This is a genomic window from Microcoleus sp. CAWBG58 (genome assembly GCF_020883045.1).
GTDB lineage: Bacteria > Cyanobacteriota > Cyanobacteriia > Cyanobacteriales > Microcoleaceae > Microcoleus.
In genome coordinates, this window is record NZ_JAHRFA010000009.1 from 1 (window position 1) to 17,628 (window position 17,628).

Annotated in this window: 11 protein-coding genes; 2 read left to right on the forward strand and 9 right to left on the reverse strand. The window is 44.8% G+C overall.

What is annotated here, in order from left to right; genetic code table 11:
- A partial coding sequence (locus QZ918_RS05545; protein WP_293332109.1) for a type IV pilin-like G/H family protein occupies positions 1 to 984 on the forward strand: 984 nt, incomplete at its 5' end.
- A 269-nt stretch (positions 985 to 1,253) separates the two neighbouring features.
- On the opposite strand, the gene QZ918_RS05550 is transcribed toward QZ918_RS05545, so the two are convergent.
- On the reverse strand, positions 1,254 to 2,765 hold the full coding sequence (locus QZ918_RS05550; protein ID WP_293332112.1) for a protein kinase domain-containing protein: 1,512 nt from the start codon (positions 2,763 to 2,765) through the stop codon (positions 1,254 to 1,256).
- 338 nt (positions 2,766 to 3,103) lie between these two features.
- Between QZ918_RS05550 and QZ918_RS05555 the strand changes: the two genes are divergently transcribed.
- Positions 3,104 to 5,497: an ATP-binding cassette domain-containing protein gene (locus tag QZ918_RS05555; RefSeq protein WP_293332115.1), complete on the forward strand. Its 2,394-nt coding sequence runs from the start codon at positions 3,104 to 3,106 to the stop codon at positions 5,495 to 5,497.
- Between the two features lie 46 nt (positions 5,498 to 5,543).
- On the opposite strand, the gene QZ918_RS05560 is transcribed toward QZ918_RS05555, so the two are convergent.
- The 8 genes from QZ918_RS05560 to QZ918_RS05595 form a co-directional block, all read right to left on the reverse strand.
- Positions 5,544 to 7,043: a GIY-YIG nuclease family protein gene (locus QZ918_RS05560; protein ID WP_293332118.1), complete on the reverse strand. Its 1,500-nt coding sequence runs from the start codon at positions 7,041 to 7,043 to the stop codon at positions 5,544 to 5,546.
- 157 nt (positions 7,044 to 7,200) lie between these two features.
- A complete protein-coding gene (gene nrdJ, locus QZ918_RS05565) occupies positions 7,201 to 8,235 on the reverse strand; it encodes a ribonucleoside-triphosphate reductase, adenosylcobalamin-dependent (RefSeq protein WP_527250388.1) in 1,035 nt (344 codons plus the stop codon).
- Between the two features lie 277 nt (positions 8,236 to 8,512).
- Entirely contained in the window at positions 8,513 to 9,757 is a 1,245-nt protein-coding gene (nrdJ, locus tag QZ918_RS05570) for a ribonucleoside-triphosphate reductase, adenosylcobalamin-dependent (protein ID WP_293332121.1), read from the reverse strand.
- Positions 9,758 to 9,965: 208 nt separating this feature from the next.
- Positions 9,966 to 10,253 carry a hypothetical protein gene (locus QZ918_RS05575; RefSeq protein ID WP_293332124.1) on the reverse strand — a complete coding sequence of 96 codons (288 nt, stop codon included), beginning with the start codon at positions 10,251 to 10,253 and terminating at the stop codon, positions 9,966 to 9,968.
- Between the two features lie 303 nt (positions 10,254 to 10,556).
- Positions 10,557 to 12,770: a DUF4394 domain-containing protein gene (locus QZ918_RS05580; RefSeq protein ID WP_293147315.1), complete on the reverse strand. Its 2,214-nt coding sequence runs from the start codon at positions 12,768 to 12,770 to the stop codon at positions 10,557 to 10,559.
- A 556-nt stretch (positions 12,771 to 13,326) separates the two neighbouring features.
- Positions 13,327 to 15,327: a leucine-rich repeat domain-containing protein gene (locus tag QZ918_RS05585; RefSeq protein ID WP_293332127.1), complete on the reverse strand. Its 2,001-nt coding sequence runs from the start codon at positions 15,325 to 15,327 to the stop codon at positions 13,327 to 13,329.
- Positions 15,328 to 15,439: 112 nt separating this feature from the next.
- The gene (locus tag QZ918_RS05590; RefSeq protein ID WP_293332130.1) at positions 15,440 to 16,480 is read right to left on the reverse strand and encodes an ABC transporter permease; all 1,041 of its coding nucleotides are present in this window, start codon (positions 16,478 to 16,480) and stop codon (positions 15,440 to 15,442) included.
- A gap of 189 nt (positions 16,481 to 16,669) precedes the next feature.
- Complete coding sequence (locus QZ918_RS05595) at positions 16,670 to 17,182, reverse strand: adenine phosphoribosyltransferase (protein ID WP_293332133.1); 513 nt, start codon at positions 17,180 to 17,182, stop codon at positions 16,670 to 16,672.
- Positions 17,183 to 17,628 lie beyond the last annotated feature (446 nt).

Below are 17,628 nucleotides of genomic sequence, written 5' to 3' on the forward strand. Positions count from 1 at the left end.
CCAGCCCCCGCACCAGCACCAGCGCCAGTACCAGCCCCCGCACCAGCACCAGCACCAGCCCCCGCACCAGCACCAGCCCCTGCACCACAGGCGGAAGCACCAGCACCAGAACCGGAACGCATCGCAGCTAGGGAAGCGCTATCACCTGCGGAGTCGGCAATTAGTGCGATGGTGCGCGGCCAGCAAACCTATGTGGTTCGCAACCACGATTTTCTCAATTCTGTGGGGTCGATCGCCAAAACCTTTAGTATTTTATTGCCACAGGATTACAACTTTGCAATTCGCACCACTACCAGAGGCGCCTTTCACTACGCAATACCCAAGTCTGCGGATATGAAAGCTTATGTCGGAGCAATTTTCTTGGAAGAAAACGCCAATTTAAAGAATCCGGCAACTGTCTCCATTGTCTGCGAAGCCACCACACCAATCAATGTTCGCCCCTCCGATCCGACTTACGGCAGAAATAATTTAGTTTGCGGTGTGGGTACTCAACGCAAGACTGCCAGCAGTCTGCCGCAGCAAAACGTAGTAACCCAGCCTGCACCTGCGACAAGGCCAGCACCTGCGACAAGGCCTGCACCTGCGACAAGGCCAGCACCTGCGACAAGGCCAGCACCTACTCCCGCAGCCAGAGTAAATCCACCTCAAACTAGAGCCGCAGGGCCGATCGGGTTTTTGAGTTTAGTTAATGTGTGCAATACTTACGACCTCAGCGGTCAAAGTCCTCACCAAGAGAGAGCTTTAGAGTGGTTGCAGGGCAGAATTCCCGCGCCAACAATGCAGAAATTTGCTGAAGAGTGGCGCACTCAATTGATAGCAAGACTCGGTAACAGGCCGATTAATTTGGTCGATGTTTGCAAAGTGTACGATCGCGCCGGCCTTCACCCGCACCAAAATCGAGCTTTAGAATGGTTGCAGCAGCAAATTCCCAAGGAAACGCTGACAGATTTCGGGAAAAAGTGGCAAAATCAAGCCGGTTCGTAGTGAGGACTTCACTCCTTTCCAAGTTCGTAGTAAGGACTTCAGTCCTTTCCAAGTTCGTAGTAAGGACTTCAGTCCTTTCCAGGTTCGTAGTGAGGACTTCAGTCCTTTCCAAGTTCGTAGTAAGGACTTCAGTCCTTTCCAAGTTCGTAGTGAGGACTTCAGTCCTTTCCAGGTTCGTAGTGAGGACTTCAGTCCTTTCTCCTATGAAAAAATCAGGACTAAAGTCCTTACTACAAACAATTGGACTAAAGTCCTTACTACAAACTGAATTAGTTTATCTCAAAGGAATTCATCATATTTTCAGCCGTTTTCAAATAGTCTGAATATTCTGATTTCTCCGCAGTGTAAGTAATCACGTAAGCTTTGTTATTCATCAAAGTCCAAGTTTGCATTTTTTTGGTATTGGTTTGTCCGTCTTTATCATCAAAAACAACTGTATAACCTCGATGATTAGCAATGGTTTTAGGATTTTCTTCTAAAATTTTAACATCAGTAAAATTTGTTTTAATTTGCTTGAGAGACGACTGATTGTATTCATCTAGAGACATAGGTTTTGGCAAATCTTCGATGCTGACAGTAATTTGTTCTTGATAAGCATCAGCCGTGTTCTTTTTGGGGGCGATGAATACAACCACATCGTTAATTACTGGATTTTGCAACTCTTGTTTTTCCCACTTTTCAGGGTATTTGATTTTAAACTGATGGGCCGAACTTTGATAACTTAATAAATTTTCTACTTGAGTTTTAGAGAAATGTTGGATTGCGAAGGCGGAAATGGCGATCGCCCCAGCAACTCCGAGTCCCATTAAAGCCGGCTTCCATCCCAAAGCAAATCTAGGACTTCTGCGATGGGAAGATGGCGATGGCGGGCGATTCCCTACGGGATAGCTTCGCTTCACGACCATTTTACCAAGTCGCTGCAAAAGAACTTGAGTATCCTTCGGCCTGTCTTTCGGAAAATAAGCCATCAAATCATCAATCAAATCTGCTAGCGGCTTCGATGTTTGAGTCGCCACATTCCGCCAAATCAATTTACCCGATCGCGGATCTTCCTGCAAATTTCTCGGTTCTTGAGCCGTCAGCAAATACGTAAAAGTCCGCCCCAAAGCAAAAAAATCAGAACGCGGCTCAGCCTTGCCCTTTTTCTGTTCTTCGGGCGTGTAACCCATCGAAGAAATGCGAGTTACTTCTCCAGTTGCTCTCTGAATAGTTTCTGTAACTTCCCGCACCGCCCCAAAATCAATTAATACTAATTTTCCATTCGACCGGCACATGACATTTTGCGGCTTAATATCCCGATGAAAATAATTTTGATTGTGAACGAGATTCAAGATTTCCGTCAGTTGTGTCAACCAGTCAATAGCTTGTTCCGAGGAAATAGGTTGGTAGTTATGAGCTTCCAGCCACTGCTGCAAATTTTTACCTTCAATTTTCTCCATCACCAGACAGTGCAAAGGTTTGTCGCTACCCTTAACTCTGAAAGTAAAATAGCCCTCAGATTCAACTGTTGGGAGTCCCGGATGCTTCAGCCGCTGCAAAACGTTCGCTTCTCTCTGAAAAAGTTCGACACCTAGAGTATCGTTGTTCATCAGAACTTTCAACACTTTCTGAGTACCGTCTCTGTCTCTGACTGCAAAAGTTTTACCAAATCCTCCTTGTCCCAAAACAGTAATTACCCGATAGCGTGCGTTGATTAGCAACTCAGATCCGCAAGCTTGGCAAAAATTGATAGTTGGAGGATTTTCTGGATGGCGGCAGTTGGGATTAATGCAGTAGCTCATGGTAGGGAAAATTTAGTTTGGTAAAAATAGTATAGAAGTGCCAAAGCAGCTTGATGATAGCTATCTGATTTGGCAAATAGCTTGGGGTTATACCAATTTTTTATGAGGCTGCTCTTGAATCCGATCGCCCTGGCGCCCCCCTTAATAAGGGGGGGCAAGATTTTTCTGAAAGTCCCCCTTTTTAAGGGGGATTTAGGGGGATCGAGATATGTGCAACGACCCATTAAATTGGTATTAGCAGGGTGCTTGTTAGCATTGATTATTAAACATGGTATAACATTACTCATGTTTTGAATACAGAATTCTCGCACAATCTAAAATCTAAAATCTAAAATCCTATGACAGGTCAAACCCATAAGAAAACAAACTTAATCGCCAGCCCCTATTTAGAAATCGACTATCAAGGCGAAGTGGTACGCTTGGAACTGACCAAGACTGAACACGTACTGGGACGAAATCCTCAACAAGCTGACTTGCTGGTTCCCAAAGATTGGGAGAAGTTGTCGAGATGTCAAGCGATTTTGCGCCAAGAAGGGGACGACTACCGCATCTATGACGGCGACGGCCTTAAACCCAGCAGTGGCGGGTTATTTGTGCTTCCGACTGAAACTCCTGTAACTCCGACTCAAGGCTGCGTTTTGCGACACGGAATCGAGTTGCGGATTGGTACGGATTTAAGAAATCCGGTGTTGGTGACTTATTTCAATCCCGGAAGTCCGGCGCTGGCCGTTTTAGGTTCGCGGGAGTCTGTGTCTCTGCGAAATCGATCGGTCGTCTTGGGGCGCGATCGCACTTCTACGCTACAATTAAATTCGCCGATCGTCTCCCGCAGCCATTGTGCGATAGAAGCCAACAAACGCGGAGACTACGTTCTCACAGACACCAGCGCCAACGGCGTATTTATTAACGGCCAACGCATCAAAAAAACAGCCGTTTTAACCGAAGGCGCCAAAATTCGCATCGGCCCTTTTCTGCTAATTTATCAAAACGAAGAATTAACAGTTATCGATCCGGGAAACGCGATCGGTTTAGAAGCAATTAACTTAAACCGACCTTTTGTCAACGATATTTCCCTAGTAATTGAACCCGGACAGTTAGTGGCATTAGTCGGAGGAAGCGGCGCGGGAAAATCCACATTAATGCGAACCTTGCTGGGAATTGAAACCACAAATCGTGGCGCCGTTTACGTCAACGGCGACGAATTGCGAAAAAACTTTGAATGCTACAGTTCTTTAATCGGTTACGTGCCGCAGGATGATATAGTCCACGGCGAATTAACAGTTACAGAAGCCCTAACCTACGCAATTAAATTGCGCTTGCCACCGGATGTCGATGTCGAGCAAGTTTTGACAAAAACTCTGACCGATATTGAGATGTTGGACAAGCGAAAAACCTTTGTCAAAGACCTCAGCGGCGGGCAGAGAAAGCGGGTTAGCATCGGTGTCGAATTGCTGGCAGATCCGAAGTTGTTTTTCTTGGACGAACCAACTTCTGGACTAGATCCGGGGCTGGATAAAAAGATGATGGAACTGCTGCGGAATTTGGCAGATAAAGGTCGGACGGTGGTTTTGGTGACCCACGCTACGGCAAATGTCAATATGTGCGATCGCCTAGTTTTCCTCGGCCGCAACGGCTACCTTTGCTACTTCGGCCCGCCAGCAGAAGCCGCTAATTTCTTTGGAGTCAATCAAGCAGACTTTGCCAATATTTATAACGAATTAGAAATCGGCGAAAAAGTCATCAAAGAATGGGCGAATACCTATCGCAATTCCGCCTATTACCAGCGATACATAACCGCGCCCTTAAGTCCAAAAGCACCGCAAAAACAAGCACCTCCCGTCAAACTTCCCCAACCCGCGAAAGTTTCCCCAATCAAACAACTATTTATCCTCGCACATCGCTATTTCCAGCTAACTTTACGCGACCCAGTTAACGTTGGTTTAGGACTGTTAACAGCTGCTGTTTGCCCGATTTTGCTAGCCGGAATCAAAGATATAGAACCGCTAGTTACTGGCACAGCAGACGATCCAGCCCTGGCTTTTTTAGCTTTGCGAATTTTGTTTGTATTTACATCGGCAGCTATTTGGGTAGGTTTGTCAAGTTCTCTGCAAGAAATTGTCAAAGAATCCGCCGTTTACCAGCGAGAAAGATTGGTGAATTTAGGTTTACTGCCCTATGTCGGTTCTAAGTTTTTGGTACTGGGAGGATTGGCATTGCTGCAAGCAGTGCTAATGACAGCAGTAATTTTAATTGGTTTTAAACAACCGTCACCGGATACAATCGCTTGGCCGCTGGGTTTGGGAATTACAGTATTTTTAACGCTGTTGGCTAGCATGAGTTTGGGATTGATGGTATCGGCATTTGTGAAGAATGGCAGTCAGGCTAACAGCGCTTTGCCTTTGCTGTTAGTGCCGCAGATTATTTTTTCGGGAGTCCTCTTCAGCCTGGGAAGTTTGTTTAAAATCGAGAAAATCGGTCAGTATATCTCGTGGTTGACAGTCAGCCGCTGGTCTGTGGGGGCTTACGGTAGCTTGGTTAACGTGAACGCGATGGTGCCAAAGCCGATCGAATTACCCGATCGAACAATCCTACCGCAGTTATTCGAGAAAAGTGCAGTTTACGAACCAACATGGCAAAACTTAGCCTTGAATTGGGGAATTTTAGGATTGCACGCAGCAGTTTATTTGACCGTAACTTTGGTGTTGCAAAAGCGGAAAGATATTTTCAAATAGAGATTTCAAATAGAGATAAATGATATTACTGTTGATTTGTGAGTAACTAGCTGCGTATACTATCTAATGTGAACGAGAACTTTAGCTTAGGTATTCCGCTTGCTTGTAAGCGACTTGTGATAATATCTACAACTGCTTTATATGACATATCATCTTTAGAACCAAATGGGATGCCTGCTTTCCATTTCCCATTTAAGGTAACAGTTAGTGTCGCAGGTACTATAAATCTTCGAGGCGATACATAGGCTTTGCTTGTATATCTTTCTTCTGCGTTTAGCTTTACTTTAGTAAAATCCGACAGGTAAGTTTCTAGCAGTAACCAAAACACTCTATCTAGTGTGGCTGCCAAATAAACTTCTGGGATATTCCAAAGAAATGGCTTGATAAAGACAGTCATTCTTGTATCTCCGATGTTGTCTATGTAATTATCATCTTTTGGTATGGACTCTAAATACTTGTTAACCCGATAAAGATTTAAGTCAAGACCGCGTTCCGTTAACAATGCCGTCATATATCTTTTCTTATCAGCAAGGTTAGCTAGCCGGACAAGAAGACCCGTCTTACTATCGCGTAGAGTTCTGGTATCTGTTGGTAATACTTGCGGCTTACTTACTAGAGCAATTTCTTCATTAAATAGTAGTTTAACCAAATCTTGCTTATAAGGATATATTCGTTCTATTGCTTTGCGACAAAACTCATGATATGGATAATCTCGGTTGTCAGGAGCTAAAAATACCCCTGCTTCGCAGTTAAGTAAACACTTATTTTTTATAATAACTAAAGAAGCTTCATCCACAGCCCTCATATCTACATTAGCCAGTTGAGTTAACTCATAGTCTTGAATGTATTTTAATGCTTCTTGCCATATTCCACATACTTCTATAACAAAGCCATTAACTAATAATACTTTGACTGAATATTCAGCCCTGTTTTTGTATTTAGAAGCAGACTCCCAGTTTTTTGAATAATTACTGCGCTTCCTAAAAATATTTCTGATGAAACGTATCGCTGAGTTCCCGCTTGTCCCGGTCGATAATTCGCTTACATTTATGCAAATATGTATCACAGTCAAAGGCAAAATAGCCTTCTTAACTCTCCCATTATCTCGCCAATACAGAGAATCTTCTATGAACTTCAGGTCTTGTTTTCGGGCTGATTCTACACCTAATATAAAACTGTAAGGGGCAAGGTTAGCTAGCGTTTCCCGTAATAGTGTTTCTGTTGGACGTAATTTCTTAACCTTGACTTTAGTTCCATTCAACTGCGGGCTGTGCTGCTCAATACGCTCCTGTTCTGTAGCATCAAGTAGCGATTCAGGCACTAACTCGTAATAGATGGTAAACAGCTTTTTTCGTTGCTTTTGTAGTTGATCGAGTCTGTGGTGGCTGTCACCGGCCCAGCGGGTACGTAGATTCTTTGCTTTTCCTATGTACCAAATTATAAACTTTTCGTCTATAACGTAATATATTCCTGATAGTTCGGGAAGTATAGCTCGGTTCTTTAAACCTATGTGGGGTAATTGCAGGATATCTTCATCTGCATTCATGTTTTTGTTCTATAGTGCGAGATATTTCTACAGATAATATTCCCAATTTTGCAACCTAATGTCAATAGATATCGCAGTTTTTTTTATCATTTTTGTGCAACAAAAAAAAGAAATCCCCAAAACCAGGGGATTTCTCATATTTAAGTCCTTGCTAAATCTACTTAGTCTCAGGCATCAAACACTTATCGGAATCGCAGCCAGCAGGCCCCGAGTCCATCATTTCACCCAAGTCATAACGACTCAGTGCCACATGAAAAACATCAATTTGACGCCGCACTAAAACGTCTTTCAACATCGTCTCGTAAGTTGCCTTTTCAATCGGCTCAAAGGGCAAACGTGGGAAAGTTTCCAGGGCATCAAAGCGAGACAAAAGTGCGGCGGAAATGTAGCCTTCGTCGTCGCGAATTGCTTCGTAAATCCGCGTACCCAAACTTTCTATTTCATTTTCCCGCAACTCAATTGTCGCGCTGGTGTTGTGCCGCACGTAGAACTTTTGCACTTGCATATAAAAGTCCATTTGTGCCGCCGCCGAGAATTTGTTGATGTCGATTTCATCGGCACCGGGTAAATCTGCCCAACTTACAGCCACAGGTATTTCTACGAGCCATTCGGTACACCGTTCGTCGAAGGGATTGTTCAGCAAATTGCCGTTTTCATCCTTGTCCGATTGCGATGGAATTACGTTGTATCCGTAGTCGATGCAGGCGAGGGCTACAGGGTCATTTTTGCGGAAAGTGATCCGGCGAATAAAACGCTGGGCTTTGGGCGGATGCCAGCCCGGAGAAGCACCTGTGAGCAGAGATTTGGTACCCGATGGTTGGACGGTTGTGCAGCGATTGGGGCGTTTTAAAGAATGGCGATCGCAATAATCCCATACTACCTCATTCACAATCTCCCGCCAACCAGTCAAATACTCTTCTTCCCGCTGTTTAAACGCAATTCCCTGGGGAGTTTGCGGGCGGCCTTCCACCCACCAGCGCAGCCACTCAACGCCAAAAGCATGAACGAAGAAATCGAACAATCCCGTGAAAGATACGCCGACAATCGGGTCTAATTCGCGGCTGTATTGATAGCGCGGTTCGGTAAATTTGTGATTGAGAAGTACCGCGACAGATAAACCTGCGGCGGTGAAAGCTTCTTCTTGTTCTTTGAAGTTGTAAGGATCAAGTTGATTGAGGTGAACCTCACCCAAATTACAGTGGAAATTAGAGCCAATGATTTCCAGTTTTGTTATCCTAAAGGCTTTTTATCCTCTAGTTCTACAGATTCCATTTTATCTGTAGCTCGGCGTACTTTTTCATTTACTGTAGTTGTAAATGCCCCGCACTCTTGCCAGGATTATATTCTTCAATTAAGAAGGTTCACCCGGTACGCTCTACGGTGGTAAAGGATTTTTAATTCCCTTACTTACCTCGGAATTAACATCTCAGTTTTCTCCGATTTTGCGAGGTTTTTAACGTGAGGCAAAATTACTTACCACACGGGTTTAAACCCAAACGAACTGCTCGATGCTCTAATTCCTCAGCAGTCATCTCAGGATAGCGTTCTTGCAACCAAAATTTAGCTTTTCCTTGTGCATAAGCTGCCAAAAATTCAATTTTCAGACTTGGTGTTGAAAGTAGATCGACATTAGCTCTAGCTACAGCTTCACCAGCCCATTGAATTGCACCTTCACCAGAATAATATTGTTTTCTAACAGCCTCAATACATTCTTCTAATGTAGGTTTGTAGTGGAAAACACGAGAGTGATTTGCCATTCTCAAAGCATCGCGTTCTGGATCTATTCTCCAGTTGCCATTTTCATCTTGTTGCCATAGATTATCCTTGGCATTTGCGCCTAGTTCGTCACCAGAATCAAACTGACGAATCCCCGCGCTTCGACGGATGTTACCGGCAACGATCGTGACCGCCGCTTCATCTATCAATACGCAGCATTCTACTGAATTTAACTGCCGCCCTAAAGCTTTATTCAAAATAGCAGCGCACCGCTGATAAAGCTCTGGCAATTTCACCGGATTTGCAACTCCACCAAAACCTTTTAAAGTTTCTCCGGCTGGCCGAACGTCGCTCAAATTAATGATAACTTGAACTTCACCTGCAAATCTTTCATCTGTGGATAATTCCAGTAAAGTCTGATAGGATTGCACCCAACCTTGGCGAGAATCTCCGACATAAATTGTTGCGTTTTTTTTGTCTATTTTTAATTCGGTTTCTTGACGGCGTAACTCAATTGGTGTAGAGCCAATTTCGCCTTGCATGGTCACGGTTAAGCGATTGCGAATCGGTGGCAATTGGTTGATATATTTGGGTTCCAAAACTGCACCGGTGCCGCAGCCCATCATGGCCAAATCCATCAACAAACCGAAGGCTTTCCAGTCGAGAATATTGGTTGAGGAGCAATTATATGCGCCGGAAAAATTCTCTGGTTGTTCGATCCATTTGCTACCGCCCACCCACAGCCAGCGCCCGGAGGTTAGGGTTTTGAGCTCGTTTTGCATCCGGTGTAGGAGCTCTGTTTCTTCAGCAGTCAGGTTTCCGAGCTTTTGCAGGCCTTTGACAGTTCGATCGCACACTTCGGCCCAAGTTTCCCTTCCCGTGTCGGTACGGCGGCTGTAAGTCCTGAAAAATACTGGATTGGCTGCGGGTGCTGTGTCGGGGAAATCGGACAGGTTGCGTTTGTCGCTAGCACTCGATCGCTCTAATTCTCGAACCATAGGTTGTGTACTGACGTGTCGGAATATATCAACAGACTATGAATATACAACAGGATTCAGATTTAGGGTAAAACCTTGACAAATTTCACAATTTGCACTAAATATGGGGCTTCGGACTCGGGAAGGTCGATCGGGCGATCGGCTCAAAACTTCAGCAAAAAACCCGATTTCTGCTAGAAACCGGGTGAAGCGCAAATCTTGTCAATTGTCAATTCTTTGTCAATAAAAACTCAATATTGGGTAACAGCGGGTCTTGAACAACCCCCACACCGTTAAAACCCCAACGTTCTAGCAGCTTTTTCACCGACGAACCCGGAATCGATTCTACCCCGAATCGATCGGCAACATCAGCAGCGTGAGCGTTGAGATAGCTCAAAGCATCATAGTCTTCGCGAAACATCAGCAGGTAACTCACCGCCGAATCTGGATTGGGATTGGCCGAGAGATATTTGCCATCCGCCCGGGAACGTAGCAAGTAAAAAACTTGGGATAGCATCTTATTAATAGTTTTGAGTGCAGATGTAATATCATACCAAATCCATGTATTATCACCTCGATGGATTCATATCGATCGAGCGGCGGTTGAAACCGCTTCTATAAAAACAAAGTCCCAACAGAGAGGGACTAAGAAATATCGAACGGATGGCTAAGCAGTTCGTGTTTAGTAACGGCTACGATATCTTGATTTAATGCTTCCTTGATTCTTGAGTCCGTGCAGGCGGACGAAAGTTTCTGTAGTAGCGATTTCAAACGCCGAATCATCGAGAGAGTAACTGTCAACTGTCAAGGGCAATAGCATCTAAATCAAGGTTAGCGCCAAACCTTTAATCGATCGCCCGTCACCAATTTGACCGAGGATAGAAGCCCGACCGGTCGTCAGATTAATATTGTACAGGCTCGAAACTCCGCCAACATCGATCGCAGCCAAAGCTGTCTCGTTACCGCCGACACTCCTGATATCAAAGCCGAGGACGTTAGAAGCATCAATCCCCAAAGATCCGATCGTATTCAACACTCCATTATTTGGCGGATCTTGCCTTACCAAAACATCCGCATTGCTGTCAATGACAAACAAAGTTGTCGAAGTCGCCCCTGCAAAATTATTCACATACGCAGCCCCTACACCCGCAGGAGGATTTCCCGAATTACGTGAAGCGAAGCTATCCCGAAGGGAATCGCCCGTGGCATACACTAAATTGCGATCGAGTTGAATTCCCCCCGTCAGCGTGTCAGCATCGACAATTGCCCCGGTATCCGGGTTAATCCTGCCGTTTTGTCCCGCTTGATTGACAAACCGAATGCGATCGACTGTCGGATTGAAATCAAAACCCACAGCGCCCGGAGTTAGCTGTACGGCGAATTGCCCGCTACCGACTTGACTTGCAGCCCCAGTCACCGGATCGATCGCGTACAATCGATTGCTAGAACCCAAACCGTAAAGCAAACCGTTAGCAGGGCGAAAATCAATTCCCAGCAAACTTTCTCCCGGTTGTAATCCGGTAATTGCAGCATCGCTGAGTAAAGCGCGCGGTGCCGCTTCGTTAAAACCGATAATTGTTTCCGTGCCATTTCTGACAGTTAAAGCGTAAGCTGTAGGCAAAGGCAAAGCCAAACCGTTAATCTGTCTTCCGTCGGCAATTCTACCAGCAAAAGAAGCTTGACCCGTGCTTAAATTAATATTGTACAAGCCGGAAATTCCGCCAACTTCTAATGCAGCTACCGCAACTTCGCGGCCGCCAATACTTTTAATATCAAAACCGAGAATGCTAGTTGCATCAACTCCCAAAGATCCGATCGTATTTAAGACTCCATTATTCGGCGGATCTTGTTTCACCAAAACATCCGCATTGCTGTCAATGACAAACAAAGTTGTCGAAGTTGCACCCGCAAAGTTATTCACGTAAGCAGCCCCCACACCCGCAGGAGGATTTCCCGAATTGCCATCGCCCGTGGCATAAGCTAAATTGCGATCGAGTTGAATTCCTCCCGTTAGCGTATCAGCATCGACAATTGCCCCGGTATCTGGATTGAGGCGACCGTTTTGACCCGCTTGATTGACAAATCGAATGCGATCGACTGTCGGATTGAAATCAAAACCCACAGCCCCCGGAGTCAACCCAACAGCAAATTGTCCGCTACCAACTTGACTGGCTTCTCCGGTTTTTGGATTAATTGTGTACAAGCGATTGCTATTACCTAAACCGTAAAGTACGCCATTAGCGGGCCGGTAATCAATTCCCAGCAAACTTTCTCCCGCTTGCAACCCAGTCACGGGCAAATCTGAGATGACACTTCCCGGATTAGCAAGGCTAAAACCGACAATCCGATTATCCGGAGTTAAAGCATAAGCCGTTGTTAGCGGTGGAGGCGGAGGATTGGGAACAATGCTGCTAATATTAGTAGTGAAATCTGTTTGGTCGATCGCGCTTCGATTCACACCTCTAAGGCTAGCCAGAAATTCTCCTGTTACCCGATCTTGAATCACAGTATCGTTTCCAGCGTCCAGAATATTCAAGTCAGCAAAAGCGAGTCCGCCCGCCAAACCGATTAAATCTGTACCGTTAGCAAAATCTGCGATCGCATCAGCATTTCCCAAATTAACACCGCCGCTGGTACGGAAAGGATCGCCAACAGCATAGCGACTCAAAACAAATACATCCGCACCATCTCCTCCTGCTAAAATATCAGTATCGCGATCGCCCGACAATACATCGTTACCCGCATTACCAGAAATAACATCACTGCCTCTGCCGCCAAATACAAAATCATTATCTTCACCGCCATTAACAGTATCGCTACCTAAGTCGCCAAACAGAGAATCTCTGCCAGAATTGCCATCAATTGAATCGCTATCTTTGCCGCCAAAAATACTGTCAATTCCCAAATTTCCAGCAATTATGTCATTGCCCATCAAACCAAAAATAACATCGTCTTCAGGAGTGCCTGAAAGCGAGTCAGCTTCTATAGTACCTCTAATTTCTGCCATGATATATTGCACATCTAAATTTGACATTCCCAGTGCCTAAAAGCAGCGGGATTTTCAGTACAAAAAATCGCAAATTCACAGTATGCGCTAATATTACCGAAATTTTTTAGGCTATAAAAGCGCGTTAAGCTGTCGTGCATTTAAATTGCATATTCGGGACGGGCTAGAAGCCCATCCCACAAGACTTGGATTATTTCTTGACATACAGTTTAAATGCAGAACAGCTTATTTGATAGTTTGCAGTATGGTCATGACAAGTACAACGCAACTGTAAGCCGCCAAGCTTAAGTTTTTAGCGCTGTGAACTTATGAAATCTTGTACTGCGTTCATTAGTGATATACGCTGAATCTCTAATTTTGGATCTGTACAGTCAGAAATTAATTTTCAATTTTAATCTTAAAGTCTCTGAAGGTAATTTTTTTTTGTGTATAGGGATAACTATCGATCGGTATAAAGTCGATTATATGTGGGGATTTGGCATAATAAAAGGCAGGGGCAATACCCCAGTTGTCCAGCTCGGGGTAGGCACGCACCATCCACTACCCCTACAAATCTTCATGAATGATTTAGACTTGTTATAGATTAAGTTTGCATGGAAAATTCCTCTGGATCGATACCTCCATTTACCCAGCGAATTGCCTCCCTAGCCGATCGCACTTCTGGCGGCACTCTCAAAGCGTGAATAAATCCCGTACTCGGACAAGTCATTTTTAACAAACAAATCGGTTCGACATCGGCATTATCTATTTTTAATAATTCATATTTCTGCCAACTATCTATTTGTTGTGCTGACAACTCTTGACAAATGCGATCGTAACCAATTGCTTCAATTAAAACTCGCCGAACTTCGGCATTGTCTTCAGATAAAATCCATTCTGCCTTCCACAAATTGGGATGCACTTGACCGTATTGTTCCGGCAATCTGACACCGTGATAATAGTAAAAATTCCATCCATCCGCAAACTCGATCGCAGGTTCTGCTTCAGCGTGCAAGCGGTTTTCACTGTCAAAGCGTAGGTGGCGGGGGCGATCGCACACCACGCAAATCTTTTCAAAGGGAAATATAAAACCGCAATCCTCTAAAAGCAGCTTTTGGCAGCGAAGTATTTCTTGTGCCTTTTGGGAAAGATTGACCCCTAATAAAGAGATATACAATTCAGTTAAATAGATTTCTTTAAACAAATTCGTGGGGGTTTCAGGGGAGGTCAGGTCGGACAAATAATCGGAAAAACCATGTCCCATAGTTGGTTCCGATCGCGCATATTCGTCAGCAAATTCGTTCATTAGCGAACTCAGCGTGCTGTCTGCTTCGGGATCGATCCTCATGCCACGGATCTCATACTCCCACACCAAATGACTTGCAAATTCTGTCACAATCGATCGGGACATTGATTTCCAGTCTAGCTTTTGCCCCGATCTATTCCTGCACCCTCGATCTAAAAAGTTTGGTGAACGATCGCATTTGAGCAAGTTGAAGATTTGCAGAAAAGCGTCGCGGGGACTGCTGCAAATAATCACTTCGGGTGCTTCTAAGCCAATAGCTGCATAGGCAACTTTGACCGCTGCTGTGGCTTGTTCAGCATCAATTGGCCTCGTAGAGAGAGTCAGACGTTTCTGTGCGAGTTCGCCTAACACGCTGAAAACGGCAATTTGACGGGAGTCCAGATGCAGCATTGTCAGATGGGTGAGCGATCGCAACGGACTGATATCGCTAATTTTATTGCCACTGAGCTGCAATGTTCTCAGATTGGTGAGCGAGCCGAGAGAGCTGATGTCGGTAATTTGATTCTGCCACAGATCGAGTGTTGTCAGATTGGTGAGCGAGCGTAATGCGCTAATGTCGGTAATTTGACTGCTTTTGATCTCCAGTGTTGTCAGAGAAGTGAGCGAGCCGAGAGAGCTGATGTCGGTAATTTGACTGCCGCTGAGAAACAGTGTGGTCAGATTAGTGAGCGAGCCGAGAGAGCTGATGTCGGTAATTTGATTGCCACCGAGAAGCAGTGTTGTCAGATTAGTAAGCGCTCCCAGGGAGGTGATGTCGGTAATGTGACGACTACCGAGATACAGTGTGGTCAGATTGGTGAGCGATCGCAACGAGCTGATGTCGGTAATTGGATTTCGGGTGATATCGAGTGTGGTCAGATTGATGAGCGCTCCCAGGGAGGTGATGTCGGTAATTTCATTGTCGCTGAGAAACAGTATGGTCAGATTGGTGAGCGATCGCAACGAGCTGATGTCGGTAATTACATTTTCGCCAATAATGCCGTTAAGATACAGTCTTGTCAGATTGGTCAGGGAGCTGAGGGAACGGATGTCAGTAGTTCCATTGAAGCTGAGATAGAGTTCTGTCAGATTGGTTAGGGAGCCGAGGGAGCTGATGTCGGTAATTTTTGGATTGTGGCTGAGATTGAGTGTTGTCATGCTTGAAAGTATCTGCTCCGCTGCTTCAGGGTCATCAGTTCCAGCCTTGTTTAACAACACTTTAACTGTGTGCCTTGCTTCTTCTGAAAGACTGTCAATATGCCTGCACCAGTCGGCAAAGCGACTAAAACTCATTGGTTCGTTTGGTTGTTGTTCTGACATAAAACACTCCAAGATGGGGAATGGGGCATCGGGAAGGGGGCATGGGAATACCGTTAACTGTTGACTATTATCGATCGCCCTTCCATACCTTCTGTTACTCAATTAAGTCTATTTATTTCAAATTTTCCAGCTTAATCCTCGGATCGACAGCCTTCAGCAACAAATCTGCGAACAAATTACCAACAATCAACATCGTAGCGCCCATCATCAAACTCGCCATTACCAAATACAAGTCTTGATTGTTCACTGCTTCCAAAGTCAGCTTACCCAAACCAGGCCAATTAAAGAAAAATTCCGCAATAAACGCACCGCTCAACAAACTAGCAAATTCAAAACCCAAAAGCGTCACCAACGGATTGATCGCATTCCGCAGAGCGTGAATGTAAATTACTCGATTGTCCGGCAAACCTTTAGCCCGTGCTGTGCGGATATAATCTTGACGCAGCACGTCTAACAATTGTCCCCGCATCAATCTCTGCAAACCAGCAAAACCAGTAACGCTGAGGGCGACTGTTGGCAAAATTAAGTGCCAGCAATAATCGAGAATTTGACCCCACCAAGGTAAGTCTGCATGGTCAATACTTGTCATTCCTCCGACGGGAAACAGAGGCGAAGTATTCTGTGCGAAAAATAGCAGCAACAAAGCTGTAATAAAGCTGGGAAATCCCTGGCCCGTGTAGCTGACTACTTGCAAAATGCGATCGACTGTCTTATTTTGATTAACAGCCGCGACAATTCCCAAAGGAAGTGCGATCGCCCAAGTTACAATCAAAGAAGCGATCGCCATCAACAACGTCGCCGGTACCCGTTCCCACAGCAGCGAAGCCACCGATCGCTGATACACGAAACTCGTGCCAAAATTCCCCCGCGTCACAATTTGTTTCAGCCACAGCCCATACTGCACAATCGCTGGTTTATCTAAGCCGAATTGCTGTTCGAGTTGTTTGAGTGTTTCCGGCGAAATCTTTGGATTTTGACTCAAAGTATCCAAGTAATTTCCTGGTGCGAGTTCAATAATTGCAAAACACAGACCCGATGCTAAAAATAAGGTTAAAAGTGCCTGCAACAGTCGTTTGACAACATAAGTAAATGTCTCGCTGCCAAATAAATAATTCAACATTCGCCAGTTTCGATTAGATTTAATAGAAGTCATACTATTTTAGATTTTAGATTTTAGGTTTTAGATTTGTGAATGATATTAATTCCAGTTGCATCGGAATGATTTAACCGCAGAGAGCGCAGAGAGCGCAGAGAAATATCGGAGAGAGATGAATGATTCCGATGCAAACTGAAAGGATATTATTTGTCAACAGTCAACAGTTAACAGTTAACACTCAACTACCTAATATTCAACTAGCGAGACGATCGGCACATCCGGCAATTTCTGCCTCCCGCCCAAAGCCTGCAATTCGATGACAAAAGCAAAACCGACAAGCTCGCATCCCGCTTGCTGCAACAAATTAGCCGTCGCGGCCGCTGTTCCGCCAGTGGCGATTAAATCGTCCACCACCAGCACCCGGCAGCCGGGTTTCATGGCATCTCGGTGCATCTCCAGTCGATCGACACCGTACTCCAACTCGTACTCAGCAAAAAGAACTTCTCCAGGCAGTTTTCCCGGTTTGCGGACAGGAATAAAGCCCACTCCCATTTTATAAGCCAAAGGCGTGCCAAAAATAAAGCCCCGCGATTCCATGCCCACCACATAGTCAGCAGACATTTCAGAGCATTTTTCAGCTAAACTGTCAATAGTGTAGCTCAGTCCTTGCGGGTTGCAGAGCAAAGTTGTAATGTCTCGAAACATAATTCCCGGCTTGGGGAAATCAGGAATGTCGCGAATCAGAGATTTGAGATCCATAAGCTTGCAGATCGACGTTGAGGGTAACGAGGCATCAAAAATGGTACAATGATAACGCAAAACATAAAAACTAAAAAATTAAAATTAAAAGTAGTAGCTTTTTGAATTTATATTGTTTAATTACTAGATAGTGTACGTACTACCTGGGCAAATGTCATAATTTCATAGCAACAGGGTTAACATCTGTTTCAAGAAATCTGTTTATTTCTAGCTAAATCTACTCATTTACCCAGAATTTGAAAACTGGTGACAATAGCTGTATAATTCAATTGCGCTTGATTCATGCGAGTTGCTCCCGGCTTAGTTGGTGTGATAACCGAACAAACACCTGGCACGAATGAATCATTAACTACAATTGAATATTTTTACCTCAAAGTCGCAAACTCGCGTCGGGGGAATTGTGGTCAAGCTTATTGTTGAGCGCAAGCCGAGCAGTAAGCAAGCAG

What these genes read in the sequence shown, in the direction of transcription:
- QZ918_RS05550 (WP_293332112.1), bottom strand. Translation starts at nt 2,765, where the DNA reads ATGAGCTACTGCATTAATCCCAACTGCCGCCATCCAGAAAATCCTCCA.
- QZ918_RS05555 (WP_293332115.1), top strand. Translation starts at nt 3,104, where the DNA reads ATGACAGGTCAAACCCATAAGAAAACAAACTTAATCGCCAGCCCCTAT.
- QZ918_RS05560 (WP_293332118.1), bottom strand. Translation starts at nt 7,043, where the DNA reads ATGAATGCAGATGAAGATATCCTGCAATTACCCCACATAGGTTTAAAG.
- nrdJ (WP_293332121.1), bottom strand. Translation starts at nt 9,757, where the DNA reads ATGGTTCGAGAATTAGAGCGATCGAGTGCTAGCGACAAACGCAACCTG.
- QZ918_RS05575 (WP_293332124.1), bottom strand. Translation starts at nt 10,253, where the DNA reads ATGCTATCCCAAGTTTTTTACTTGCTACGTTCCCGGGCGGATGGCAAA.
- QZ918_RS05580 (WP_293147315.1), bottom strand. Translation starts at nt 12,770, where the DNA reads ATGTCAAATTTAGATGTGCAATATATCATGGCAGAAATTAGAGGTACT.
- QZ918_RS05585 (WP_293332127.1), bottom strand. Translation starts at nt 15,327, where the DNA reads ATGTCAGAACAACAACCAAACGAACCAATGAGTTTTAGTCGCTTTGCC.
- QZ918_RS05590 (WP_293332130.1), bottom strand. Translation starts at nt 16,480, where the DNA reads ATGACTTCTATTAAATCTAATCGAAACTGGCGAATGTTGAATTATTTA.
- QZ918_RS05595 (WP_293332133.1), bottom strand. Translation starts at nt 17,182, where the DNA reads ATGGATCTCAAATCTCTGATTCGCGACATTCCTGATTTCCCCAAGCCG.